General features: G+C 45.3%; 22 protein-coding genes and 2 tRNA genes. All 24 read left to right on the forward strand.

Annotated elements, in window-relative coordinates:
- Positions 1–67, forward strand: a tRNA-Val gene (locus tag ABCM67_RS01215).
- Positions 68–83: 16 nt separating this feature from the next.
- Positions 84–157 (forward strand) — tRNA-Met (locus ABCM67_RS01220).
- Between the two features lie 179 nt (positions 158–336).
- The gene (locus ABCM67_RS01225) at positions 337–1,302 is read left to right on the forward strand and encodes a diacylglycerol kinase family protein (protein WP_059085348.1); all 966 of its coding nucleotides are present in this window, start codon (positions 337–339) and stop codon (positions 1,300–1,302) included.
- Positions 1,303–1,395: 93 nt separating this feature from the next.
- Positions 1,396–3,513, forward strand: coding sequence for a glutamine synthetase III (locus ABCM67_RS01230; RefSeq protein ID WP_021650786.1), 2,118 nt, complete (start codon positions 1,396–1,398; stop codon positions 3,511–3,513).
- A gap of 203 nt (positions 3,514–3,716) precedes the next feature.
- A complete protein-coding gene (locus ABCM67_RS01235; RefSeq protein ID WP_015526964.1) occupies positions 3,717–4,634 on the forward strand; it encodes a MoxR family ATPase in 918 nt (305 codons plus the stop codon).
- A complete protein-coding gene (locus ABCM67_RS01240) occupies positions 4,627–6,426 on the forward strand; it encodes a nitric oxide reductase activation protein (RefSeq protein WP_173745731.1) in 1,800 nt (599 codons plus the stop codon). The genes ABCM67_RS01235 and ABCM67_RS01240 overlap by 8 nt, the downstream gene beginning before the upstream one ends.
- A 218-nt stretch (positions 6,427–6,644) precedes the next feature.
- Entirely contained in the window at positions 6,645–8,543 is a 1,899-nt protein-coding gene (locus tag ABCM67_RS01245) for an oligopeptide transporter, OPT family (RefSeq protein ID WP_044961039.1), read from the forward strand.
- On the forward strand, positions 8,543–8,917 hold the full coding sequence (locus tag ABCM67_RS01250; RefSeq protein ID WP_021650789.1) for a PqqD family protein: 375 nt from the start codon (positions 8,543–8,545) through the stop codon (positions 8,915–8,917). Before ABCM67_RS01245 ends, ABCM67_RS01250 begins: the two co-directional genes overlap by 1 nt.
- Before the next feature lie 191 nt (positions 8,918–9,108).
- Positions 9,109–9,978: a YitT family protein gene (locus ABCM67_RS01255; RefSeq protein WP_278654872.1), complete on the forward strand. Its 870-nt coding sequence runs from the start codon at positions 9,109–9,111 to the stop codon at positions 9,976–9,978.
- A 136-nt stretch (positions 9,979–10,114) separates the two neighbouring features.
- Positions 10,115–11,206: a helix-turn-helix domain-containing protein gene (locus tag ABCM67_RS01260; RefSeq protein ID WP_015526970.1), complete on the forward strand. Its 1,092-nt coding sequence runs from the start codon at positions 10,115–10,117 to the stop codon at positions 11,204–11,206.
- Between the two features lie 609 nt (positions 11,207–11,815).
- Positions 11,816–12,499 (forward strand): cell division ATP-binding protein FtsE, encoded by a 684-nt coding sequence (gene ftsE / locus ABCM67_RS01265; RefSeq protein ID WP_015526972.1) that lies wholly within the window; start codon positions 11,816–11,818, stop codon positions 12,497–12,499.
- Positions 12,489–13,394, forward strand: a complete 906-nt coding sequence (gene ftsX, locus ABCM67_RS01270) for a permease-like cell division protein FtsX (RefSeq protein WP_015526973.1) — start codon at positions 12,489–12,491, stop codon at positions 13,392–13,394. The genes ftsE and ftsX overlap by 11 nt, the downstream gene beginning before the upstream one ends.
- Positions 13,395–13,566: 172 nt before the next feature.
- The gene (locus tag ABCM67_RS01275; RefSeq protein WP_059085352.1) at positions 13,567–14,754 is read left to right on the forward strand and encodes a S41 family peptidase; all 1,188 of its coding nucleotides are present in this window, start codon (positions 13,567–13,569) and stop codon (positions 14,752–14,754) included.
- A gap of 21 nt (positions 14,755–14,775) precedes the next feature.
- Entirely contained in the window at positions 14,776–15,699 is a 924-nt protein-coding gene (locus ABCM67_RS01280; protein WP_342992425.1) for an AEC family transporter, read from the forward strand.
- A gap of 360 nt (positions 15,700–16,059) precedes the next feature.
- Complete coding sequence (locus tag ABCM67_RS01285; protein WP_015526977.1) at positions 16,060–16,707, forward strand: L-rhamnose mutarotase; 648 nt, start codon at positions 16,060–16,062, stop codon at positions 16,705–16,707.
- A gap of 324 nt (positions 16,708–17,031) precedes the next feature.
- Positions 17,032–17,730 (forward strand): phosphatase PAP2 family protein, encoded by a 699-nt coding sequence (locus ABCM67_RS01290; RefSeq protein WP_173741543.1) that lies wholly within the window; start codon positions 17,032–17,034, stop codon positions 17,728–17,730.
- On the forward strand, positions 17,730–18,752 hold the full coding sequence (locus tag ABCM67_RS01295) for a lysylphosphatidylglycerol synthase transmembrane domain-containing protein (protein ID WP_173741542.1): 1,023 nt from the start codon (positions 17,730–17,732) through the stop codon (positions 18,750–18,752). The genes ABCM67_RS01290 and ABCM67_RS01295 overlap by 1 nt, the downstream gene beginning before the upstream one ends.
- 110 nt (positions 18,753–18,862) lie before the next feature.
- Positions 18,863–19,546, forward strand: a complete 684-nt coding sequence (locus tag ABCM67_RS01300; RefSeq protein ID WP_342992426.1) for a CDP-alcohol phosphatidyltransferase family protein — start codon at positions 18,863–18,865, stop codon at positions 19,544–19,546.
- The gene (locus tag ABCM67_RS01305) at positions 19,543–20,409 is read left to right on the forward strand and encodes a phosphatidylserine decarboxylase (protein ID WP_173741541.1); all 867 of its coding nucleotides are present in this window, start codon (positions 19,543–19,545) and stop codon (positions 20,407–20,409) included. The genes ABCM67_RS01300 and ABCM67_RS01305 overlap by 4 nt, the downstream gene beginning before the upstream one ends.
- Before the next feature lie 224 nt (positions 20,410–20,633).
- The gene (locus tag ABCM67_RS01310) at positions 20,634–21,314 is read left to right on the forward strand and encodes a response regulator transcription factor (protein ID WP_015526981.1); all 681 of its coding nucleotides are present in this window, start codon (positions 20,634–20,636) and stop codon (positions 21,312–21,314) included.
- Positions 21,311–22,828, forward strand: coding sequence for a HAMP domain-containing sensor histidine kinase (locus tag ABCM67_RS01315; protein WP_022426553.1), 1,518 nt, complete (start codon positions 21,311–21,313; stop codon positions 22,826–22,828). Before ABCM67_RS01310 ends, ABCM67_RS01315 begins: the two co-directional genes overlap by 4 nt.
- A gap of 146 nt (positions 22,829–22,974) precedes the next feature.
- Positions 22,975–23,604, forward strand: coding sequence for an imidazole glycerol phosphate synthase subunit HisH (gene hisH, locus ABCM67_RS01320; protein WP_021650803.1), 630 nt, complete (start codon positions 22,975–22,977; stop codon positions 23,602–23,604).
- A gap of 2 nt (positions 23,605–23,606) precedes the next feature.
- Positions 23,607–24,365, forward strand: a complete 759-nt coding sequence (gene hisF, locus ABCM67_RS01325) for an imidazole glycerol phosphate synthase subunit HisF (protein ID WP_059085355.1) — start codon at positions 23,607–23,609, stop codon at positions 24,363–24,365.
- 21 nt (positions 24,366–24,386) lie between these two features.
- Positions 24,387–25,061 (forward strand): uracil-DNA glycosylase, encoded by a 675-nt coding sequence (gene ung, locus ABCM67_RS01330; RefSeq protein WP_021650805.1) that lies wholly within the window; start codon positions 24,387–24,389, stop codon positions 25,059–25,061.
- Positions 25,062–25,068 lie beyond the last annotated feature (7 nt).

Below are 25,068 nucleotides of genomic sequence, written 5' to 3' on the forward strand. Positions count from 1 at the left end.
TTAGCTCAGCTGGGAGAGCATCTGCCTTACAAGCAGAGGGTCATAGGTTCGAGCCCTATAGGTCCCATGTTACAAAAGAATATGGCGAGATAGCTCAGTTGGCTAGAGCACACGGTTCATACCCGTGGTGTCGAGGGTTCGAATCCCCCTCTCGCTATTTAACAAAAGGTCTGAAGATTCAATTTTATTGGGTTTTCGGACTTTTTTTGTTATAAAATTCCGGCTGCCTGTGGTAAGACCATATGTGAAAAGTTAAGATTGACATTTTACATCGTTTTTTTTATCATAGTAAAAGAATAGACATAACGAATCATTTCGGGAAATGAGGATTGTATAATGAAAAAAAGAATGCTTTTTGTTTTCAACCCCAAAGCAGGAAAAGGAAGAATCAAGATGCATCTGCTGGACATTGTGGATATCTTTAATAAAGGTGGGTACGAAGTGATCATCCGTGCCACGCAGGGACCGAAGGATGCTTATGAACAGGTGAAGGAATATGCAGATCAGGTAGATCTGATCGCCTGCAGTGGAGGTGACGGTACACTGGATGAGGTGGTTACCGGAATCGTGGAAGTGGGCAGCCAGACACCGATCGGGTATATCCCTGCAGGAAGCACCAATGATTTTGCCAACAGTCTGTTTATGCCGAAGAGTATGACTGCAGCTGCCTCCATGATCATGGAGGAGCAGATCTATCACTGTGACATCGGTAAATTTAATAACCAGACATTTGCCTATGTGGCTGCGTTTGGACTGTTTACCAATGTTTCCTATGAGACAGACCAGGATCTGAAAAATATCCTGGGACATGTTGCCTATGTGCTGGAAGGGATGAAGCAGCTTTTTGAGGTGAAATCCTATCATCTGAAGGTAACCTCCGATGAGCTGACTGTGGAGAATGATTTTATCTACGGTATGATCAGCAATTCCAGATCTGTAGGTGGATTTAAGAATCTTACCGGAAAAAACGTGGATATGAATGACGGACTGTTTGAGGTGACACTGATCACCAATCCGAAGAATCCGCTGGAGCTTCAGGAGATCATGACTGCGCTTCTTACTGCAGAGGATAATACAGATCTGATCTATTCTTTTAAGTCTGCGCATGTTGTGATAGAGTCAGAGGAGGCTGTTCCGTGGACGCTGGATGGAGAGTTCGGTGGAGATCAGACCCGTGTGGAAATCGATAATCTTCATGAGGCCATGAACCTTTATCTTACCAGCAGTAAGAAACAGAAAAAAAGCCGGCTGAACCAGAAAATGCAGGAGATCAAGGAGATTACCCAGAAGAGCGAAGAATGATCCGAGTATCCGAAGACAAGGTGATCATACAGAGGTGAAAATGTCTTTCCTCATAAGAAAGACTGGATATACAGGAACGAAAAGGAGGAAGAAATGGGAGATTATATCAACGTAAAGGAAATCTTTGGCTGCGATGTATTTAACGATTCTGTTATGCAGGACCGTTTGCCGAAGAAGGTATACCGCGAACTGAAAAAGACAATAGAAGAGGGTAAGGAGCTGTCCATGGAGATCGCTGATGTGGTTGCACATGAGATGAAGGAATGGGCTATTGAGAAAGGTGCTACTCATTATTGTCACTGGTTTCAGCCGCTGACAGGTGTTACTGCCGAGAAACATGACGCATTTGTCACAGCGCCAAGAGAGGACGGAAAGGTACTCTTAAGCTTTTCTGGCAAGGAGCTGATCAAGGGTGAACCGGATGCATCCTCGTTTCCATCCGGAGGACTTCGTGCAACATTCGAGGCAAGAGGCTATACAACATGGGATTGCACATCACCTGCCTTTGTACGTCATGACGCAGCCGGCGGGATCTTATGTATCCCCACAGCATTCTGCTCCTACACAGGAGAGGCGCTTGACCAGAAAACACCGCTTCTTCGTTCCATGGAAGCGGTCAATACACAGGCGCTTCGACTTCTTCGCCTTTTCGGAAATACAACATCAAAAAAAGTAACTCCTTCCGTTGGAGCTGAGCAGGAGTATTTCCTGGTTGATAAGGAGAAATGGCTCCAGAGAAAAGACCTGATCTATACAGGAAGAACTCTTTTCGGTGCTATGCCGCCGAAGGGACAGGAGATGGATGACCATTATTTCGGAACCATCCGTCAGAGAATCTCCGCATACATGAAGGAAGTCAACGAGGAGTGCTGGAAGCTGGGCGTAACAGCAAAGACACAGCACAATGAGGTTGCACCTGCACAGCATGAGCTGGCACCGATCTACGCACCGGTAAATATTGCAGCAGATCACAACCAGATCATGATGCGTATCCTCAAAAAAGTTGCAAGCCGCCATGGTATGCGCTGCCTGCTTCATGAGAAACCGTTTGCAGGAGTTAACGGTTCCGGTAAGCACAACAACTGGTCCCTGACAACGGATGACGGGATCAACCTTCTTGAGCCGGGAAAAACTCCTCATGAGAATATCCAGTTCCTTCTTGTTCTCACCTGTATCCTGAAAGCCGTTGATGAGCATGCAGATCTTCTGAGAGAGTCTGCAGCAGACGTTGGAAACGATGAACGTCTCGGAGGAAACGAGGCACCGCCGGCAGTTATCTCCGTATTCCTTGGAGAGCAGCTTCAGGATGTTCTGGAGCAGCTGATCAGCACAGGTACCGCCACACACAGTAAGACCGGCGAGATCCTGGATACCGGTGTTAAGACACTTCCGGATTTCATGAAGGATGCTACAGACCGAAACAGAACATCACCATTTGCGTTCACAGGAAACAAATTTGAGTTCCGTATGGTTGGTTCCCGTGATTCCATTTCCGAGTGCAACGTAGTTCTGAACACGATTGCAGCAGAAGTATTCCGCGATGCATGCGACCGTCTGGAAGCAGCAGACGATTTTGATACTGCAGTACATGACCTGATCAAGGAGTATGCGATCCAGCATCAGCGTATTGTATTCAACGGAAACGGATATGCACCGGAGTGGGAGGCAGAGGCAAAGAGACGTGGACTTCCGATCCTTCCGTCCATGGTAGATGCCATTCCTGCGCTGACTACAGATAAAGCTGTGAAGCTTTTTGAATCCTTTAATGTATTTACAAGAGCAGAGCTTGAGTCCAGAGCAGAGATCCAGTATGAAGGCTATGCAAAGGCTATCAACATTGAGGCCAAGACCATGGTGGATGTAGCTACTAAGCAGATCATCCCGGCAGTGATCCGTTATACAACGGTTCTTGCAGAGTCCATCAATTCTGTGAAGGCAGTGAGCGCAGCGCTTGATGTCAGTGTACAGACAAGTCTTCTGGAAAAAACCTCCGCACTTCTTGCTGAGACCAAGACAGCTATGGATAAGCTTTCCGGACTGATCGCTGAGTCGGAATCCCATGAAGAGGGACGTGACCGTGCTGTATTCTTCAGAGAGAGCGTGGTACCGGCAATGCAGGCTTTAAGAAAACCTGTAGACGAGCTTGAGATGATCGTAGATAAAGATATGTGGCCGATGCCATCCTACGGTGATCTGATCTTTGAGGTATGATCGGTTAAATAAAATCAGGAAATAAGAGATGTTCCCTGGGTGCAGCGGCATCTTTGAAATCAAATGACGGGACAGATGTAAGATCTGTCCCGTTTTTTACCTGGCGGAGAAAAAATCTGTAAGCGGTTATCCGTCATAGGATCATATAATAACTGCGGATGAGGATATCTGCGGCATTCAATCAGATTCAGGAGTAAGTATATATGATAGAATTAGAATTTTTAAAAGAACAGAACGTTTCCGAAAGCCTGATCCACGGCATCGAGGAGTTTCGAAAAAATTATAACGTTGACGAGGGGGCTGCAGCCAGAGTTACCAGACCGTCCATACCGTTCTACGGAAAAGAAATCCTGGAAATGGCCATTGCAGGACTTCTGGAAGGAGAAAATCTTCTTCTTGCAGGCCCAAAGGCTACGGGTAAAAATATCCTGGCAGAAAATCTGGCATATGCTTTTGGCCGTCCGGTTTATAATGTATCTTTCCATGTCAATACAAACAGCGGAGATCTGATCGGAACGGATACCTTTGTAAACAATGAAGTCTGCCTCCGAAAGGGCAGCATCTATCAGTGTGCCGAGTATGGTGGCTTCGGTATTCTGGATGAGATCAATATGGCAAAGAACGATGCGGTTTCTGTCCTTCATGCAACTCTGGACTATCGCCGCTCCATTGATGTTCCGGGCTATGACCGGATCGACCTTCATCCTGCGGCACGTTTTATCGGAACCATGAACTACGGATATGCAGGAACAAAGGAGCTGAACGAAGCTCTGGTTTCTCGTTTCCTGGTGATCGATATGCCAGCGCAGACAGAAGAAACCCTGGGATTTATTTTCCGCAAAATGTTCCCGGAGGCAAAGGAAAAGGCAGTGGAACAGTTTATCGGTGTATTTATGGATCTTCAGAAGAAATCCGTAAACAGTGAGATCTCCACAAAAGCGCTGGATCTTCGAGGACTTCTGGCTGCCATGAAGATCGTTCGTGCAGGACTTTCTCCCCTGGCAGCAGTGCAGATGGGAGTGGTGAACAAAACCTTCGATATTTTTGAAAAGGAGATCGTGGACGATGTAGTCCGTACAAGGATCCCGGAAGAGTGGACAAAGGACGATGTCTATGCATAAAGATCTGACAGAAGAACTTTCTATAGAAGATTACAAGATGGAGCTGGAAAACCGGATCCGTAATCTCCTCTGGACGGTAAGCGGCGACTATACACTGGATGTGAAGCCGGATGTATCGCTGTTTCTCCGCTCAAAAGAGATCGCTCTTTACGATGGGATCAAACAGGGGGCTTTTGCCAGATATTTTGACAAAAATCTGCTTGGCCTTTATCTTGTAAAAAAAATCTATCTGGATGCCTCTGAGACGGAGCTGACCGGGCTGACACAGCTCTGTATCGAAGCGGCAGTGGGAGAGCGGATCTGTGAAGAGCGCCCCGGGGTTCGCCGCATGAGAAAAAAAGCTCTGGAAGATATCCTGGATCAGGAATATGAAACCCTGCCTTCCTACGATAAGTTGTTAGACAGGCTGAAAATTGCAGTATTCCGTGATGTACTTACAGGAAGCGTACAGCCTCTGGAGAAAAAACTGTCTGCATTCCGGGATCAGATTTATGCCTGCGCAGAAAGCAGAGACACCATGGAACTGATTCGGATCATCGACAGCCTCTATAATGCGGTCATCGATCCGGACTTTGAGAAGAAAAACGGTTCCCTTGAACGGGTAATGGCGGTGACGCTGGAAGAACTGACGGAATTTGGCTGGGAAGACTACCTTAATGAAGAGATGTATGAGGAAGCTCTGGAAAATTACGTGGAAAAGCTCACAGACCGGATGACAGATATAGAAGATTCCTCGTTGACACAGGATATGGAAGAAAAACGTAAGGTGAAAAACAAGATCACGGTGATTTCAGAGGAAGCTCTTCAGAAAGCTCATACCTATGTGGAACTGAATTTTGGAAAAACCTATCTCACACCTGCGGAAGAAAAAAGAATGAACCATCTTATGTGCCGGGGAATACACGGAGACTGCAGCCTGTATTTTACAGAAGGAATCCTGAAAAATCCGGTTCGTGATAATTATCAGTATCAGTATGCAAAGCGTCTGCGTAATAAGAACATATGGATCTATCATGACAAGCACAGAATTGCAAAACGAAATATTGCCATATTGACTGAACTCCTGAAAAAAGCACTGGTGATCCGAAGTGAAAACCAGGAAGTCCTATCAGACCGGGGAACTATCGTTCCTTCCAGGCTGTGGCGTATAGGCAGAAGCGGTGAGGCAAATCTTTTTAAGAGGATTCTTCGTGGAGACAATACGGATTTTGTGGTGGATATACTGATCGATGCCAGTGGTTCACAGATGAGCCGACAGGGAGATGTGGCACTGCAGGCTTATATGATCAGCTCTGCCCTGAGCAATGTGGAAATCCCTCATCGGGTTATGAGCTACTGCACATTCTGGGATCATACGATCCTGCACAGGTTCCGGGAATATGATGATCCGGTTTCGGCAGATGAGGATATTTTCAATTATGTGACTTCCTCCAATAATCGGGACGGGCTTGCCATAAAAGCAGCGGGATACAGTCTTTTGCAGAGGGAAGAGGAAAAAAAGATCCTGATCATCTTAAGTGACGGACGCCCCTACGATGTGATCATAAACCGCCCCAATGCAAAAAATCCGGCCCCTTATCAGGGAAAATATGCCATTTCAGATACTGCAACAGAGGTGCGGCGTCTTCGGAGCCAGGGCGTCAGTGTTCTGGGGGTATTTGCAGGCGAAGAGAAGGATCTTCCGGCGGAAAAGAAGATTTTTGGAAAGGATTTTGCCTATATCCGGGATATCGGAAATTTCTCGAAGATCGTAGGGCGATATCTGACAAAACAGCTGGAAACGGACAACTGAAAAAAAAAAGTATTTTATTTTAAATGTATAATATTCAATTGTAAGGAATAAGGTCACTATGTTAGCATAAAAGCTGCATAGTGACCAATTATTTGCTTATAATTATACAGAAAATTGTAAATAATATATAATATCTCAGATATAATTTCTTGCAAAATACTGCGAAATTTGCTATACTATATAACGTTACTAATTTACTAGATAAAGGGAGAGGAAATATGAACAAAAACACAGAGTTCAAACCTTACATTCCTGCGGAGAAAATCACTCCGGAGCTCACAGTTACATCTGTGATCATGGGATGTATTCTTGCTGTCATCTTCGGCGCAGCCAATGCTTACCTTGGTCTTCGTGTTGGTATGACAGTATCTGCCTCCATTCCGGCGGCAGTTATCTCCATGGGTGTTATCCGCGTGATTCTTCGCAGAAACTCCATTCTGGAGAGCAATATGGTCCAGACTATCGGTTCAGCCGGTGAGTCTCTTGCAGCAGGTGCTATCTTCACCATGCCTGCACTGTTCCTCTGGGCAGAGGAAGGACTTACAAGCAAACCAGGCATCGTTGAGATCACTCTGATCGCACTTTGCGGTGGTATCCTTGGTGTACTTTTCATGGTACCCCTTCGTAATGCCCTCATTGTTAAAGAGCATGCAACTCTTCTCTATCCGGAAGGAACTGCCTGCGCAGACGTTCTTCTTGCCGGTGAGGAAGGCGGAGCAAATGCTTCCACAGTATTCTCCGGTATGGGACTTGCAGCTGTCTTCAAATTTGTTGTTGATGGACTGAAGCTTCTTCCGGCAGATGTTTCTGCAGCATTTAAATCCTTCAAGGGTGAGATCGGTATGGAGGTTTATCCGGCACTTCTCGGTGTTGGTTATATCGTAGGACCGAAGATCGCATCCTACATGTTTACCGGTTCTCTTATCGGCTGGATGGTCATCATTCCGCTGATCTGCCTGTTCGGACCTGATACATGGATGTATCCGGCAGCAGAGGGAACGACCATTGCCCAGCTTTACGCAAACGGCGGAGCATCAGCGATCTGGTCTACTTATGTTAAATATATCGGCGCAGGTGCTATCGCAACAGGTGGTATCATTTCCCTGATCAAATCCCTGCCGCTGATCGTTACAACCTTCCGTGACTCCATGAAGAGCATGAAGGGAAGCAAGAACACAAGCACAGAGAGAACCGCACAGGATCTTCCGATGCAGTTCATCCTTCTCGGTGTTATAGCAATGGTATTTATCATCTGGATCGTTCCGGCAATCCCGGTAACTCTTCTTGGTGCATGTATCATCGTAGTTTTTGGATTCTTCTTTGCAACAGTATCTTCCCGTATGGTAGGTCTTGTAGGAAGCTCCAACAACCCGGTTTCCGGTATGGCTATCGCTACTCTTCTGATTGCTACATTTGCGATCAAGAGCTCCGGTAAAACAGGTATCGACGGAATGACAGCAGCGATCGCTGTTGGTTCTGTTATCTGTATCATCGCAGCGATCGCCGGTGATACCTCTCAGGACCTTAAGACAGGATACCTTCTCGGTGCTACACCTAAGAAGCAGCAGATGGGCGAGATGCTCGGTGTTGTTGTTTCCGGTCTTGCTATCGGCGGTGTTCTGTATCTTCTGGATGCAGCATGGGGCTACGGTACAGCAGAGATCCCTGCGCCACAGGCTCAGCTTATGAAGATGATCGTTGAGGGAATCATGGGCGGAAACCTTCCATGGGGACTTGTATTTGTAGGTGTATTCCTTGCAATCTGCCTTGAGATCCTCCGTATCCCGGTAATGCCTTTCGCAATCGGTCTTTACCTTCCAATCTACCTGAACGCAACCATCATGATCGGTGGTATCGTTCGTGGATTACTTGACAGCAGAAAAGGTGTTGACGAAAAAACCAAGACAGCTCAGTCCACAGATGGTACCCTGTACTGTGCTGGTATGATCGCCGGCGAGGGTCTTGTTGGAATTCTTCTTGCGATCTTTGCAGTTGTCGGTATCAGCCTTGATATGTCCGGCGTTGTAAACCTTGGAAATATCGGCGGCGTTGTGCTGATGATCATCATGATCCTGTCACTGCTTAAATTCTCTATCTGGAGAAAGAAGAAAGCCTGATGAGAAAAAACAAAAAGGATAAGAAACAGGATATCAACTATCTTGATCTGATCCCGGAAACAAACCAGTCGATCCGGTGGCACCGGGACCTGAAGCAGCGGATCATTCTTGAGATAGAGAATAAGGGTATGTTCAATACCATCGCGCAGAAGGTTTTTGGCAAGCCAAGGTTTTCCAAGGTTCATCTTGATGAAATGGGAACTTTTATCTGGCCTGAGATCGATGGAGCCAAAACCGTGCAGGAGCTTGCCCTGCTGGTGAAAGAGCATTTCGGAGATAAGGCAGAACCGCTTTATCCGAGAATCGTAAAATACTTTCAGATAATGGAAAGCTATGAATTTGTTCATTTTATAAATAAAAAGACAGAAAAATAGCATGGAGAACGGGAACGGACGCAGAATAGTGTACGGTCCCGTTCTTTTTATGACACGTCAGTGCGGGAAACTGATGCAGTTGTCATATGATACTATAGCATTTCCGGGATTTTCACAGCGGAATAGAAATATTGAGGACACTTCAAGACATAAATTCCGGGAATTGCTGTAAAAAATGAAAGGAGCACTTTATGAGTCTTGTGAAAAAAAAGGACTGGTATCTGGATTATCTTCTGATCATAGTAGGAACCGGGCTGATGGCACTTGCCATCAATTCCGTTTTTGATGCAACCGGGCTGGTAACAGGCGGCTTTTCCGGTATAGCGATCCTGGTGAAGCACTGGACCGGTGAGATCATAGATGGCGGGGTTCCGCTGTGGCTTACCAATATCACGCTGAACATTCCGCTGTTTTTTCTGGGATGGCGGATCAAAGGCTTTTCCTTTGTAAAAAAAGCTCTGATCGGTGAGATCTCCCTCTCAACCTGGCTTGCCATTCAGCCGGTGTGGAATATTGCGGGAGATGATCTCCTTCTGGCTGCTGTATACGGTGGTGTGATCCTGGGAATCGGCATTGGAATGGTTTTCCTTGGACAGGGAACCACAGGCGGAACGGATATGATGGCAGCACTGATCCAGAAGTATATGCGTCATTATTCCATCGCACAGATCATGCAGTTTATTGATGGGCTTATTGTGATCGTAGGAATGTATGTGTTCGGTATCCAGCGGGCCCTGTATGCCATCATTGCGGTTTATCTGGTAACAAAAGTATCCGACAGTCTGATCGAAGGTCTGAAGTTTTCCAAACAGACATTTATCGTCACGGAGAAGCCGGATGAGGTTGCCAGAGTCATTATGGAAGACCTGGATCGCGGAGCGACAGGGATCTGTGGCAAGGGGATGTATTCCGGTCAGGAGAAGACGATCATCTTCTGTGTGGTAAACAAAAAGGAAATTGTGAAGCTGAAAGAGCTGGTAGATGATATTGATCCCAACGCTTTTGTGATCGTTTCCGATGCAAGAGAAGTTCATGGAGAAGGTTTTATAGAGAAAAATTAGGCGGATTTCAACAAAAATTTGTAAATTTTTTCAGTTTTACTCTTTCATTTTTGGTGATTTTGTATTAAAATAGCCATAGATAGAGAGGGAAAGACAGAAGATAAGCATACACATAAGTGAGAAGGGATTGAACGGAATGATATCGAATCAGGTGTTACAGAATACGCTCGAGGGACTTAAAGAAATATCAAGGACGGAATTTTGTGTCATTGACACAGACGGCAAGGTACTTGCGTCTACCTTTTCTGATTTTGAGATCCAGCCGGCAGATATCCAGGCTTTTGTAGAATCCCAGGCGGACAGCCAGCTTGTCAAGGGATTTCAGTACTTTAAGGTCTGTGATGATTATCAGTTGGAATATGTCCTGGTAGCCCACGGAGATGATGAGGATACTTATATGGTAGGCAAGCTTGCAGCCTTCCAGATCCAGAATCTGATCGTTGCGTACAAGGAGCGTTTTGACAAAGACAGCTTTATCAAGAATCTTCTTCTTGATAATCTTCTTCTGGTGGATATTTACAACAGAGCGAAGAAGCTTCATATTGAAGCAGATGTCCGTCGTGTAGTTATGATCCTGGAACTGAACCAGGAGAAAGATCACAGCTCTGTAGAGAGCGTGAAAAGCCTTTTTGGCGGAAAGAGCAGAGATTTTATCACTGCTGTTGATGAGAAGAGCATCATTATAGTCAAGGAACTGGAAGAGGGAGAGGGCTATCCGGAGATGGATAAGCTGGCTCATACGATTATGGATACTCTGGATCTGAATAAAGATGGTGAGGATGTCCACATGGCATACGGTACCATTGTCAATGAGTTGAAAGAAGTTTCACGTTCCTACAAGGAAGCGCGTATGGCCCTTGATGTAGGCAAGATCTTCTTCGGAGACAGGGAAGTTATCGCATACAGCTCACTTGGAATCGGACGCCTGATCTATCAGCTGCCTATTCCTCTGTGTAAGATGTTTATCCGCGAGATCTTTGACAACAAATCTCCGGACGATTTCGATGAGGAGACACTTGTCACCATCGATAAATTCTTTGAGAACAGTCTGAACGTATCGGAAACTTCACGTCAGCTGTATATCCACAGAAATACGCTGGTATATCGTCTGGATAAACTCCAGAAGAGTACAGGCCTTGATTTGAGAGTGTTTGAGGATGCCATTACATTTAAGATCGCGCTGATGGTTGTTCGATATATGAAATATATGGAGACATTAGAGTATTAATAGCATTCGGAATGCAGGATGATAGTTTGATATATTAAGGCAACATATTAGAACTTTTAAACTGCCGCTTATTCCTTCCCGGAATAGGCGGCAGTTTTTGTATGAGCGTTTTTCATCATGGAATATTGTTGTAAATGTCCCTCCTGTTTGGAAGCATTCACGAAGTGTGTTACTGAGAACAGAGTGAGCAGTAACGAATTCACATGAACTTCACAGATAACATCCATAACTCTATTGTAATTTTGGTATTTTTACGTTAAAATAAATAATTTGAAGAGGGCTGTTGATTACTGTTCACTGGTAATATTCCGCGGAGCGCATTAATGAGAATGGAGTGAACAGGTTACTGTTCACTGGTAATGTCCCGTGAGGTGTTTTTTGTGAGCGAAGGTCACAGAAAACCCGAGACATATCGCGCGAATTTATGCGATCAGCATAAATTCTGTGCATCGCGAAGCGTGTTACTGAGAACGGAGTGAACAGTAACGTGAACAGTAACCGTTGTAGGGCCCGGGAAATTTATTCTTGCATTTAAACAGAAAATATATTACAATAATGTTACAAAAAAATTAAGAAAATTATGCTTTTATAATATAGAGGAGGATATATATGATCGATCTTGTAGATGTGAGCAAATCTTACGGTCCGGGTCTTCCGGCTGTGAATCATGCGAACTTACATGTTGATAAAGGGGAATTCGTATTTGTAGTAGGAAGCAGTGGCTCCGGTAAATCCACACTGATCAAGCTGCTGATGAAAGAACTGGATTCTACCAGCGGAACGATCACAGTCAGCGGGGAACGTCTGGAGAAGATGAAACACAGACGCGTTGCCAAGTATCGCAGAAAGCTTGGGGTAGTATTTCAGGATTTCCGTCTTTTAAAAGACCGTAATGTATATGAGAATGTAGCATTTGCGCAGCGTGTCATAGGAAGACCTACCCGTGTGATACGCAAACGTGTGCCGGAGGTTCTCCAGGAGGTAGGACTTGCAGGAAAGTATAAGGCATACCCGGATGAGCTTTCCGGTGGTGAGCAGCAGAGAGTTGCTCTTGCCAGAGCACTGGTAAACCGCCCGGACATCCTTCTGGCAGATGAGCCGACCGGAAACCTGGATCCGAAAACCTCTGAAGAGATCATGGCTCTGATGGAGCAGATCAATGACAGAGGAACCACAGTTCTGGTAGTTACCCACAATAAGGATATCGTCAATGCCATGCGCAAGCGAGTAGTCACCATGCACAACGGCAAGATCATCAGCGATGAGAAAGAGGGAGGATATCATGAGGCCTAGTACGATCTGGTATACCCTGAAGCAGGGCTTTAAGAATATAAAAAGAAACTGGATGTTTTCCCTGGCATGTATCATCACGATGGCAGCCTGCATTTTTCTGGTAGGTATTTTCTATTCCATCGTGAACAACGTCGGTAATATTGCCCATAAGGTGGAAGAAGAAGTACCGATCACAGTATTCTTTGATGAGGGCACTTCAGAGGAAGAAATCCAGGCGATCGGCGATGCTATTCAGTCCAGGCCGGAAGTGGCCAGGATGGACTATCAGTCCGCAGATCAGGCATGGGAAGAATACAAACAGAAATATTTTGGAGATGAAGATGCGGCAGATGGATTTAAAGATGATAACCCTCTTGCCAATTCATCCAATTATCAGGTATATCTTAATGATATTACCAAGCAGACAGAACTGGTGAATTATATCCAGGGACTGGAACATGTCCGGAAGGTAAATCAGTCTGAACAGGCCTCCAGGACACTGGGTTCCATCAACAAGCTGGTTTCTTATGTGTCGATTGCCGTGATCGCAATCCTTTTGATCATTTCCATATTCCTGATCAGCAATACAGTATCTATGGGTATTTCTGTCCGCAAGGAAGAAATCGGAATTATGAAATACATAGGAGCTACAGATGCTTTTGTACGACTGCCATTCCTTCTGGAAGGTATGATCCTCGGTGTGATCGGTGCGGCGATACCGCTGATCTGCCTGTTTTTCCTGTATAATTCCGCTGTAGAGTTTATTCTGACAAAATTCAATGTATTGACAGGAATCGTGGATTTCATTCCAATCTGGCAGATTTATGAGGGTCTGGTTCCCATGGGACTTGGACTTGGTGTGGGAATCGGTCTTTTGGGAAGCTTTTTCACAACAAGAAAACATCTCAGAGTATAACTAAATAGCAGAGAATCTTATGTATCCGCATGATGTGTGATCATAAGATATACAGCGGCTGTCGGAATATCGGCAGCCGTTTTCGGTATATAAAAACCGAACGGCGCACAGAGGAGTACAGAAAATCTGTGATCTTATCGGCTTTACCGGCTGTGCAGAAGAAAGGAAAAATATGAAAAATAAAGAATTCAAAAAAGGTATAGCCATTGGAGTGGCAGCAACGCTGGTTGTGACAGGCGCGGTTTTTACCAGCTATCAGAAAGTACTGTTTCCGAAAGGCAATGCGCTTTCCGATGTGAAAACGGTTCAGAAGCTGAATTACCTGGAAGAACTGATCGATGAAGAATATCTGGATGAAAAAGACGAAAGCAGCCTGCGTGAGGGGCTTTATGCTGGCATGCTTGCCGGCCTGAGGGATCCGTACTCCACCTATTACACAGCAGAACAGTATAAAGAGCTGAATACTTCCAATGAAGGCTCCTACGTAGGGATTGGTGCCGTTCTTCAGAAGGATGACACCGGAGGGGCAAAGATCATACAGCTTTATGAGGGTGGCCCTGGAGAACAGGCGGGACTGAAAAAGGGAGATGTGATCAAGGCAGTAGATGGAGCTGATGTTACAGACAAAGAAACTTCCGATATTGCTTCCATGGTCCGTGACAGTGAGAAAGATTCCGTAATGCTGACCATACAGCGGGAAAACGAAGAGAAAACCCGGGATGTCAAAGTGGAGATCCGGGATGTGGAGATTCAGACCGTTTCCCATGAGATGCTTTCCGGAGACACCGGCTATATCCGGATCTCCGAATTTTCTGAGGTGACCAGCGATCAGTATAAAAAAGCATTTGCAGATCTGAAGGATCAGGGAATGAAGAAGCTGGTTGTGGATCTCCGTGATAATCCGGGAGGCCTTCTTACTGCAGTCTGCGGCGTACTCCGCCAAATACTTCCGGAAGGACTGATCGTCTATACAGAGGACAAAAACGGAAAAAGGGAAGAGGAAACCTGCGACGGAAAAAATGAACTGGACATGCCGCTGGCTGTTCTGGTAAACGGAAACAGTGCCAGTGCATCGGAGATCTTTGCGGGGGCGGTAAAGGACTACGGGATTGGAACGATTGTAGGAACAACTACCTATGGGAAGGGCGTGGTGCAGACCATCCAGCCTCTTACCGATGGCAGTGCGGTAAAGATCACCATCGCAAAATATTTTACGCCAAAGGGCAATGATATCAACAAAAAAGGAATCACTCCGGATGTGGAAGCAGAGCTTTCCGGAGACATCACAGACTGGACAGAACTTACACATAAAGAAGACACGCAGCTTCAGACAGCCCTGAAAGAGATCGGACAGAGCTGACGCGTTCGGAGGGGAGAAAAAATGATAACTTTACAATTATTGCAGCAGATCATCGTATTTTTTCTGATGATGTCCTGTGGATTTACAGTGGTAAAATGCGGACTTATCGATGCAAAAAGCAGCAGGACACTTTCAGTCATCTGTATCTACATCATCATGCCCTGCGTAATGATCAATGCTTTTCAGATCGAATATTCCAGAAGCATCCGGAATGGCTTCCTTCTGGCAGTGGCAGCGGCCATCCTGATCCATATTTTTCTTCTGGTATTTGTACAGATCATCGGCAAGCCACTGAAATTAAGTGTGGTAGAAAAAGAATCCATCATCTATTCCAATTCCGGAAATCTGGTGATCCCTCTTGTAACGGTAGTCCTTGGTGAAAAATGGGTGATCTATGCCAGTGCTTTCCTGAGTGTGCAGATGATCCTGATGTGGACCCACGGACAGTCACTGATGGAGGCGAAGGCCGGCATCAACTGGAAAAAAATCCTCTGCAACATCAATTTGATCGCTATTATCCTTGGAATCGTTCTGTTCTTCACGCAGATCAGATTGCCGGTGATTCTTGGAAACACCATGAGCCAGATTTCAGCCACCCTGGGACCTGTATGTATGATCATGCTTGGAATGACCATGACGGAGGTAAAATGGAAAGATATTTTCAGCCATTCCAGGATCTATCTGATCACGATCTTGAAAATGGTGGTGACTCCGCTGCTCATACTGTTGTTTTTGAAGTATCTGTCCTTGGCTTCAATGGTAAAGGATGGAAAAACCATTCTGCTTATCAGTCTGATGGCAGTGATCACACCGTCGGCAACAACGATTGTACAGCTGGCACAGCTCTACGATCAGGACCCGGTCTATGCCAGCACCATCAATGTAATGACAACGCTGGTAAGTATCATAACCATGCCACTGATGGTCATGTTGTATCTTGCCTGAGCATCTCAGGGAATCGTTACGGATAACTTTGTGTCAGGCAACATGCTTTGCGGAATATTATCTGGTTACTGTTCACTGGTAATATTCCGCGAGGTGTTTTTTGTGAGCGAAGGTCACAGAAAACCCGAGACATACCGCGCGGATTTATGCGATTAGCATAAATCCTGTGCATCGCGAAGCGTGTTGCTGAGAACGGAGTGAACAGTAACATTACCTGTGAACAGTGATCGGAAATCCTACCCTCATAATTGTAAAAACAAAATAAAAGTGATAGAATCAAATCATATGAGAGCAGAAGAACTATATCTGCTCATAGTGGAAAACATAGCACAGGATCATCAAAACAGGAGGATAGCATAAATGGAACGACATGCTTTTGCAATGAAAGTAAAAGAAGGAAAAATGAATGATTACCGTAAGACCTTAGGCGAGATCTGGCCGGAGCTTACTGCATATCTTGACCGTAACGGCATTCATAATTTCAGCATCTGGAATGCGGCAGACCTGATCTTCGGATATTACGAAAATGCAGACGGAGAGGTGATCTCTCCGGAAGAGGAGAAAGTAAAGGCAGCATTGACTGAAAAGATCGGAGATACCTTTACCTGGATCTCTACTCCTGGAAAAGACATGCGCCTGATGTATCATAATTTTGGTGTTGTGAGAGAAAACAAAGAGCTGATCCGCCACAGAATGTTCATGACAAAATTAAAAGACGGCTGTGAGGAAGAATATAAAGCCCGTCATGACGGACTTGTGGCGCAGAGAGGCGAAACAATAGATCCGGGCCCGGACAGCAACTTCAGCATCTGGAGTGCAGGCGGATATATTTTTGGATATGATGAGATTGACACAACCATGGAAGTGGAAGAAACACCGGAAGCAAGAGAGGCAACCATCGCATGGGAGACACGCCAGCTCGGGATCATGGACTGGATCACCAACGATGTGGACTGGATGACAAAAGAAGTACATCCGTCCAGTGTACGTCTTGCATGGCATAATTAAAAAATGGGAAAATAAAAAGGAAGGAGGCCGGGGCTTTGTTTGGAGGTAGCCCCGGCAGTATGAAAAAGAAAAAAGTGTTATCAAAGGTAGTACCCTTTGCACATCTAATAATATACTCATATTTTGTGGTCATTCTGTGACGTCATTCTGAAAAAAGTATGAACAAAAAAGAAAAAATAACTGAACTCAAATCTTAACAATTCTTAAACTTTCCATATTCAGTTGAAACCATACGCCCCGACTGTTATACTGTGACTAGCAGATGTTAGCAGGAGAAGAATATGTTTTATTCCTGATATCAATAAAATAATGAGGCGTGAATTTATGAAACGTTTTTGGAAATATGTAACAGGGATCGTACCTGCGTACGGGCTTTTTCCCCTTGTTTTTTCATTTGTATTTAACTGTCTTGTATATTCCGGTTCAAGGGCGATCGCAGGCGGTTGGTATCATCACAATATAGAAAGTAATCTTGATCTGCGGCTCCCATTTGTGCCGCAGTTTTTGATTATCTATTTTGGCTGTTATGTATTTTGGGCAGTGAATTATATCCTTGCGGCAAGGCAGGAGCGGGAACAGGTTTACCGTTTTTTTACTGCGGATATTATATCCCGTTGTGTGTGTCTGATCATATTTCTGGCATATCCCACTACCAATACAAGACCGTTGATCGAAGGAAACGGAATCTGGGATCTGCTGGCCGGCTGGCTGTATTCCATTGATGCGGCAGATAACCTGTTTCCATCTATCCATTGTCTGGTAAGCTGGTTCTGTTTTCTGGGGATCAAGGATCAGAAAAGAATTCCGACATGGTATAAGGGGGTATCGTTTACACTGGCTGTGCTGGTTTTTCTGTCTACCATTTTTACCAAGCAGCATGTACTTGTGGATGTGGCAGGTGGTGTGATCCTGGCTCAGGTATGCTTTATTCTGGGACAGAAAACAAAACTCTGGCATATTTATGAACGGTTTGGAACTAAAATTGAAAAGAAGATCAACAGCTATACAGAAGGTGTCAAGTGATGAAGAACAGAAAAAAGATCATATTTAACGGAGTGTTCCTGGCAGTAGTTTTTGCCCTGACTATCTACGGCGTTTTTCACGGAGAAGACCTGTCTTCCATGATGGATGCCATACATAGGGCAGATAAACGGTGGCTGCTTCCGGGAATTGCACTGGTAGCATTTTTTATCTGGGGGGAATCCATCATTATCTGGTATATGATGCGTTCCAGTGGGATCCATCTGAAAAAAAGAACCTGCTTTCTGTTTTCGTCTGTAGGATTCTTTTTCAGCTGTATCACACCATCCGCCAGCGGCGGACAGCCCATGCAGATCTACTATATGAAAAAAGAGAAGATTTCCATTCCGGTGTCAACGGTGATCCTGATGATCGTGACGATTACCTATAAGCTGGTGCTTGTGGTGATCGGTATTGGGATCGCGATTTTCGGAAGAGGATTTCTTCACAAATATCTGGAAGGAATCCTGCCGGTGTTTTATCTGGGGCTGATGCTGAATATCTTCTGTGTCACTTTTATGACCATTCTGGTATTTCATCCGCTTTTGGCAAAAGCGATCCTGATGAAGGGCATGAAGCTTCTGGAACGGTTTCATCTGATGAGGAAAAAAGAGGGACGGCTGAAAAAACTGGAAGCTTCCATGGATATTTACCGAAATACTGCGGCATATCTGAAGAATAATCCGCTGGTGATCGTTAAAGTAATAGAGATTACTTTTATCCAGCGTATGGCACTGTTTGCAGTAACCTGGTTCGTATATCAGGCTTTTGGACTCCATGGAACCGGTTTCTGGGATATCCTTTTTCTCCAGGCAGTGATATCGGTATCTGTGGATATGCTGCCGCTTCCGGGAGGAATGGGAATCAGTGAGACTTTGTTTCTTACCATTTTCAGTCCGGTATTCGGTGGCCTGCTGCTTCCGGGAATGGTGCTTAGCAGAGGTCTGGGATATTACGGAGAGCTGCTGATCAGTGCGGTGTTTACTGCGGTGGCTCAGCTCACTATTGGAAAAAAGGAATCCTGAAAAGATTTGATCGAATGCAGATCGCGGAGATCTGCTTGACCCAGATCAGGTAAGTCTCCTGTGGGACTGTGAATATAGCCTGACATGAAAAAGAAAAAAGAGGTGTGCAAATGATAGGATTTTATGATTACACGGTAATAATGACTTACATAAGCGTAGTTTCTTCCATGATCGGAATCTTCTGCGCTGTGACGGACCATATTTCAGCAGCGGTGTGCTGTCTTGCATTTTCCGGACTGTGCGATATGTTTGACGGAAAGATCGCAAGAACTAAGAAGAACAGAACGGAGGAGGAGAAATGCTTCGGGATCCAGATCGATTCCCTTGCAGATATCGTCTGTTTCGGGATCCTTCCCATTGTGCTGGGATTTAAGCTTGGAATGTGTCATATTTACGGAATAGCTATTCTTTTATTTTACGGTCTGGCAGGCCTGATCCGTCTGGCATACTTCAATGTTATGGAGGAAAAACGTCAGAATGAAACCTCCGAAAACCGAAAATATTATCAGGGACTTCCCATCACATCCATGTCTGTGGTCCTGCCGCTTCTGTTTGTGGTATCCCTGCTTTTTCCGGAGTATAAATGGTTTGTGGTGCTCCTTCATATTGCAATGCTGACGGTAGGACTTCTGTTTATCCTGGATTTTAAATTCCGTAAGCCCACCAACAGGGAGCTGGTGATCATTGTTGCGGTAGTTTCTGTGGCAGTCCTTCTTGTACTTTCCTACAACGAAGGATGGTGGAAGTTCAATTATCTCTATAAGCTTTCCATGGAGAGAGGTGGTAATCTATGATCCGGACAGCGGACAGAATGGGGCATATTACAGAGGAGGATTCCTTTCAGAACAACCTTCTGGAAAAAATCTACGGTTCTGTAGCCGGACGCATGCTGATACGTCCACTGGTCACTCCTGTTGTTTCCATTGCCATGGGAAAGCTTCTGGATTCCAGGCTTTCGGCAGCAGCGGTGAAACCCTTTATACGGTTCAATCATCTGGATATGAGTGATTATGAAAAGCGTAAATACATCTCTTACAATGATTTTTTCAAGCGGAAGATCCGGGAGGATGCCCGCCATATTGATATGGAACCGGGACATTTTATCAGTCCCTGTGACTGCAGGGTGAGTGTGTATCCGGTAGATGAAAAAGCCCGTCTTCATATCAAACAGACCGAATATACCATAGAGGAGCTTCTCAGGAATCCTTCTCTTGGAAAAAGATATCAGGGTGGCTATGTGTGGGTGCTTCGTCTCTGCGTTCAGGATTATCACAGATATATTTATCCGGACAATGCGGCGGAGTCCGGACGCATCAGGATCCCGGGGATCCTGCATACAGTCAACCCCGTGGCCAACGATGCCTATCCGATCTACAAGGAAAACAGCAGAGAGTATTCTCTTTTGAAAACAGAGAATTTCCGTACCGTGCTGATGATGGAGGTAGGTGCTCTTCTTGTCGGAAGGATCGAAAACCGGCCAGGGAAAGCATTTGTGAAACGGGGAGACGAAAAAGGAAATTTTGCTTTCGGCGGCTCCACCATTGTGCTGATCACCGAAAAAAATGCGGTAAAGCCGGATGAAGATATTTTAAACAATTCCCGTGAAGGAATTGAAACAAGAGTATTCATGGGAGAAAAGATCGGAGAATCCTTTTAGAGGGTTCTCCTTTTTTGCGGATAAAATTAAAAAAATGAAATTACGTTCACACACACAACACAAACCTGTGATATATTATGAGCAGTAGCAAAGCGGAATGGAAATATCCGCTTTAGAATGAACCGGAAGTAAAAGCTCAGCTTTTTGTAAAGAGGGATGATACAGAGCATTTCGGGCTGTCAGCAGCTGTCCGGAACAGCGACTGAGAAACGGAGGAAGATAGAATGGATGCATTAAAAATTCTTGTAGTAGATGACGAGAGCAGAATGAGAAAACTGGTAAAGGATTTTCTCACCAAAAAGAATTTCCAGGTACTGGAAGCCGGTGACGGTGAGGAGGCCATGGATATTTTTTATAAAGAAAAGGACATTGCGCTTCTGATCCTGGATGTGATGATGCCGAAGATGGATGGCTGGGAAGTATGTCGTGAGATCCGCAAAAATTCCAAGGTTCCCATCATTATGCTGACAGCAAGAGGAGATGAGCGTGATGAGCTTCTGGGATTTGAACTCGGGGTGGACGAATATATTTCCAAACCCTTCAGCCCCAAGATCCTTGTAGCACGTGTAGAAGCCATTCTTCGAAGAACGGGACAGAGCAACCCGGATGAGATACTTTCAGCAGGTGGGATTGTCATTGACAAGGCAGCGCATCAGGCAACGGTAGATGATAAACCGATGGATCTGAGCTTCAAGGAATTTGAGCTTCTGACTTATTTCCTGGAGAATGAGGGAATCGCTCTTTCCAGAGAAAAGATCCTGAATTCTGTGTGGAATTATGATTATTTCGGAGATGCCAGAACCATTGATACTCATGTCAAAAAACTGAGAAGTAAAATGGGCGATAAGGGCGAGTATATCAAGACAGTCTGGGGGATGGGCTATAAGTTTGAGGTAGGAGAATGAAAAAACCGAAGGAAAAAATAAAAAAGATCCACAGTCTCCGTCATCAGATCACAGCATACTTTATCGGTCTGCTGTTTTTATCCATTCTGACTATTACCGTGATCAACGGAGCCTTTCTTGAAAAATATTATGTGACAAAAAAGATCGATGTACTTCTGAATCTCCGAACAACTCTGGAAAATACAGATATTGACAAGATGATGAACAGCAATAGCTCGAAAGGTATGGAGAGTATTCCCGATGAGATCCAGAGAGCCTGCTCCAGAAACAATCTTTCCTGGGTTATCATTGACAGCAGCAATACCAGCTGGCTTTCCTGGGGCGAAAATGAAAAAATGCTTCAGAGCAAGCTGTTCGGATATGTCTATGATCTGGATGAGGACGGAGATAAGAGCCGGACCTTGAAGCAGGGTGACAATTATACCATCCAGCAGTCGCATGACCGGTTTGCGGGAATGGATTATGTGGAATGCTGGGGACAGCTGGATGAGGAACATTATTTTATCATAAGGACACCCCTTGAGAGCATCCGGGAGAGCGCTGATATTTCCAATAAGTTTTACTTTGCGGTAGGTCTGATGATCATAATTTTAAGTGGTCTGGTCATTATGGTCGTGACCAGGAGGATCACCCGTCCCATCAGTGAGCTTACGGAACTTTCCAGAAAAATGTCAGATCTGGATTTTGAGGCAAAATACGAGAGCAAGGTCGGCAATGAGATCGATGTTCTGGGAGATAATTTCAACCGAATGTCCTCACAGCTGGAGACTACCATCAGTGAACTGAAATCTGCAAATAATGAACTGCAGCGTGACATTGAGGACAAGATCAAGATCGACAAGATGCGAAAGGAATTTCTGGATAACGTGTCCCATGAACTGAAAACTCCCATTGCCCTGATCCAGGGCTATGCAGAAGGCTTAAAAGAAAATATTTCTGATGATCCTGAGAGCAGAGAGTTCTATTGCGATGTCATTATGGATGAAGCCTCCAAGATGAATAAACTGGTAAAAAATCTTCTCACACTGAATCAGCTGGAATCCGGCAAAGATGCAGTTGTAATGGAGCGGTTTGATATCGTATCCCTGATCCGCGGCGTGCTTCAGACCATGAATATCATGATCGGGCAGAAGAATGCAAAAGTGATCTTTGAGGCGGAGAAGCCGGTTTATGTATGGGCCGATGAGTTTAAGATCGAAGAGGTTGTGACAAACTATGTAAGCAATGCCCTGAACCATCTGGAGGGAGAGAAAGAAATCGAGATCAAGCTGCAGGATGAGGGTAACCGTGTGAAGATCAGTGTGTTTAACACAGGGACTCCGATCCCTGAGGCAGATGTACCGAATCTCTGGAATAAATTTTATAAAGTTGATAAAGCGAGAACCAGGGAATACGGCGGAAGCGGTATCGGTTTATCCATTGTAAAGGCCATTATGGAAAGCATGAACCAGGAATATGGCGTGCAGAACTTTGATAATGGCGTGGAATTCTGGTTTACACTGGACCGGAAATAATAAAACTTTACCGTGATAATGTGAAAAAATGGGCGGCAGCAGAGAAAAGTCTTTGCAACCGCCTGTTTTTGCGTTATACTAAAGCAATGTAAATCGAAGGTGAGAGAGGAATATCGAGATACAAAAGAGCAGGAGGAAGCATTATTATGATAGGAATCATTGACTATGATGCAGGAAACATCAAAAGTGTGGAAAAAGCACTTCAGTATCTGGGACAGGAGACTGTCGTCTCAAGAGATCCCCAGGTGCTTCTGAAAGCAGATAAAGTAATCCTTCCGGGGGTTGGAAGCTTTGGTGATGCTATGGAAAATCTCAAAAAATACGGACTTGTTCCGGTAATACATGAGATCGTGGAAAAGGGAACGCCCTTTCTTGGGATATGCCTGGGACTGCAGCTGCTTTTTGAGAGCAGTGATGAGACACCGGGAGTGGAAGGTCTTGGGATCCTGAAGGGGAAAATCCTGCGCATCCCGCCAAGTCCGGGACTGAAGATTCCGCATATGGGCTGGAATTCCCTGCATATTCAGAACAGCGGAAGATTATTTAAGGGTATTCCGGAAAACACATACGTTTACTTTGTACATTCCTATTATCTTCAGGCAGAGGAGGAAGAGATCGTGAAAGCGACCACTCAGTACAGCACATGCATCCATGCGTCTGTGGAGAAGGGAAATGTATTTGCGTGTCAGTTCCATCCGGAAAAAAGCAGCCGGTGGGGCTTGAAGATCCTTGAGAATTTTGCGGCACTTGAGTCAGGCACCGGAAAGGAGGCATAATCATGTTTACAAAAAGAATCATTCCATGTCTGGATGTAAATAAAGGACGTGTAGTAAAAGGCGTGAATTTTGTTGATCTTAAGGATGCCGGAGATCCGGTGGAAATTGCCAAAGCTTACGATGCAGCCGGTGCGGACGAGCTTGTTTTTCTTGATATCACTGCCTCCTGCGAGGAGCGTGATACCGTGGTGGATATGGTAAGAGCTGTTGCAGCCAACGTATTTATCCCGTTTACCGTAGGCGGAGGAATCCGTACCGTAGATGATTTCCGGAAGCTTCTCCGTGAAGGTGCAGATAAGATTTCTGTAAATTCCGCAGCTATCGACCGTCCGGAGCTGATCCATGAGGCCGCACAGAAATTCGGAAGCCAGTGTGTAGTAGTTGCCATTGATGCCAAGAGAAGACAGGATGGCGGCTGGAATATCTACAAACATGGCGGAAGACTGGATACCGGTATTGATGCTCTTGAATGGGCAAAGAAGGTGGAAGAACTTGGCGCAGGTGAGATCCTTCTTACCAGCATGGACTGTGACGGAACCAAGGCCGGGTATGATATTGAACTTACAAGAGCCGTTGCAGATGCGGTTTCCATCCCGGTGATCGCCTCCGGTGGTGCCGGAACCCTGGAGCATTTTTATGATGCACTGACAGAAGGCGGAGCAGATGCGGCACTGGCAGCATCTCTGTTCCACTACAAAGAGCTTGAGATCCGGGAAGTGAAGGATTACCTTGCGGAAAAAGGAATTTCCGTGAGAAGATAAGTTAGATGAGAGGTGATAGATATGGCTCCTATAGCAGGAGACTGGCAGGAGGCACTGAAAGGTGAGTTTCATCAGCCCTACTATGCCAAACTTTATAAAACCGTGATGACAGAATACAGAACAAGAAAGATTTTTCCGCCGCCGGAAGATATGTTCAATGCGTTTCATTTTACGCCTCTGCATCAGGTAAAGGTTGTGATCCTGGGACAGGACCCTTATCACAATGACGGACAGGCTCATGGGCTTTGCTTTTCCGTAAAAAAAGGTGTGGAAACACCGCCATCTCTGGTGAATATTTATAAGGAACTTGAGGATGATATGGGATGTTATATCCCAAACAACGGTAATCTGGAAAAATGGGCAAAGCAGGGCGTGCTTCTTTTGAACACAGTGCTGACTGTACGTGCACATCAGGCCAATTCCCACAGAGGGATCGGCTGGGAACAGTTTACCGATGCGGCCATCCGGATCCTGGACCAGGAGGATCGCCCGATCGTGTTTCTTCTCTGGGGGCGGCCTGCTCAGATGAAGGCATCCATGCTTCATAATCCGAAGCATCTGATCCTGGAAGCACCACATCCAAGTCCCCTTTCTGCCTACCGGGGATTTTTCGGATGCAAGCATTTCAGCAAGGCTAATGAATTTTTGAAAGCCAATGGGGTAGAACCTGTTGACTGGCAGATTGAGAATATTTAAGTTAAGG

This window comes from Blautia sp. 2227st1_G12_2227SCRN_220401, assembly GCF_039062885.1.
Taxonomy (GTDB): domain Bacteria; phylum Bacillota; class Clostridia; order Lachnospirales; family Lachnospiraceae; genus Blautia_A; species Blautia_A fusiformis.

What these genes read in the sequence shown, in the direction of transcription:
- ABCM67_RS01225 (WP_059085348.1), top strand. Translation starts at nt 337, where the DNA reads ATGAAAAAAAGAATGCTTTTTGTTTTCAACCCCAAAGCAGGAAAAGGA.
- ung (WP_021650805.1), top strand. Translation starts at nt 24,387, where the DNA reads ATGGCTCCTATAGCAGGAGACTGGCAGGAGGCACTGAAAGGTGAGTTT.
- ABCM67_RS01280 (WP_342992425.1), top strand. Translation starts at nt 14,776, where the DNA reads ATGATAACTTTACAATTATTGCAGCAGATCATCGTATTTTTTCTGATG.
- ABCM67_RS01255 (WP_278654872.1), top strand. Translation starts at nt 9,109, where the DNA reads ATGAGTCTTGTGAAAAAAAAGGACTGGTATCTGGATTATCTTCTGATC.
- ABCM67_RS01250 (WP_021650789.1), top strand. Translation starts at nt 8,543, where the DNA reads ATGAGAAAAAACAAAAAGGATAAGAAACAGGATATCAACTATCTTGAT.
- ABCM67_RS01295 (WP_173741542.1), top strand. Translation starts at nt 17,730, where the DNA reads ATGAAGAACAGAAAAAAGATCATATTTAACGGAGTGTTCCTGGCAGTA.
- ABCM67_RS01290 (WP_173741543.1), top strand. Translation starts at nt 17,032, where the DNA reads ATGAAACGTTTTTGGAAATATGTAACAGGGATCGTACCTGCGTACGGG.
- hisF (WP_059085355.1), top strand. Translation starts at nt 23,607, where the DNA reads ATGTTTACAAAAAGAATCATTCCATGTCTGGATGTAAATAAAGGACGT.
- ABCM67_RS01285 (WP_015526977.1), top strand. Translation starts at nt 16,060, where the DNA reads ATGGAACGACATGCTTTTGCAATGAAAGTAAAAGAAGGAAAAATGAAT.
- ABCM67_RS01315 (WP_022426553.1), top strand. Translation starts at nt 21,311, where the DNA reads ATGAAAAAACCGAAGGAAAAAATAAAAAAGATCCACAGTCTCCGTCAT.
- ABCM67_RS01310 (WP_015526981.1), top strand. Translation starts at nt 20,634, where the DNA reads ATGGATGCATTAAAAATTCTTGTAGTAGATGACGAGAGCAGAATGAGA.
- hisH (WP_021650803.1), top strand. Translation starts at nt 22,975, where the DNA reads ATGATAGGAATCATTGACTATGATGCAGGAAACATCAAAAGTGTGGAA.
- ABCM67_RS01245 (WP_044961039.1), top strand. Translation starts at nt 6,645, where the DNA reads ATGAACAAAAACACAGAGTTCAAACCTTACATTCCTGCGGAGAAAATC.
- ABCM67_RS01230 (WP_021650786.1), top strand. Translation starts at nt 1,396, where the DNA reads ATGGGAGATTATATCAACGTAAAGGAAATCTTTGGCTGCGATGTATTT.
- ABCM67_RS01235 (WP_015526964.1), top strand. Translation starts at nt 3,717, where the DNA reads ATGATAGAATTAGAATTTTTAAAAGAACAGAACGTTTCCGAAAGCCTG.
- ABCM67_RS01260 (WP_015526970.1), top strand. Translation starts at nt 10,115, where the DNA reads ATGATATCGAATCAGGTGTTACAGAATACGCTCGAGGGACTTAAAGAA.
- ABCM67_RS01240 (WP_173745731.1), top strand. Translation starts at nt 4,627, where the DNA reads ATGCATAAAGATCTGACAGAAGAACTTTCTATAGAAGATTACAAGATG.
- ftsE (WP_015526972.1), top strand. Translation starts at nt 11,816, where the DNA reads ATGATCGATCTTGTAGATGTGAGCAAATCTTACGGTCCGGGTCTTCCG.
- ftsX (WP_015526973.1), top strand. Translation starts at nt 12,489, where the DNA reads ATGAGGCCTAGTACGATCTGGTATACCCTGAAGCAGGGCTTTAAGAAT.
- ABCM67_RS01275 (WP_059085352.1), top strand. Translation starts at nt 13,567, where the DNA reads ATGAAAAATAAAGAATTCAAAAAAGGTATAGCCATTGGAGTGGCAGCA.
- ABCM67_RS01300 (WP_342992426.1), top strand. Translation starts at nt 18,863, where the DNA reads ATGATAGGATTTTATGATTACACGGTAATAATGACTTACATAAGCGTA.
- ABCM67_RS01305 (WP_173741541.1), top strand. Translation starts at nt 19,543, where the DNA reads ATGATCCGGACAGCGGACAGAATGGGGCATATTACAGAGGAGGATTCC.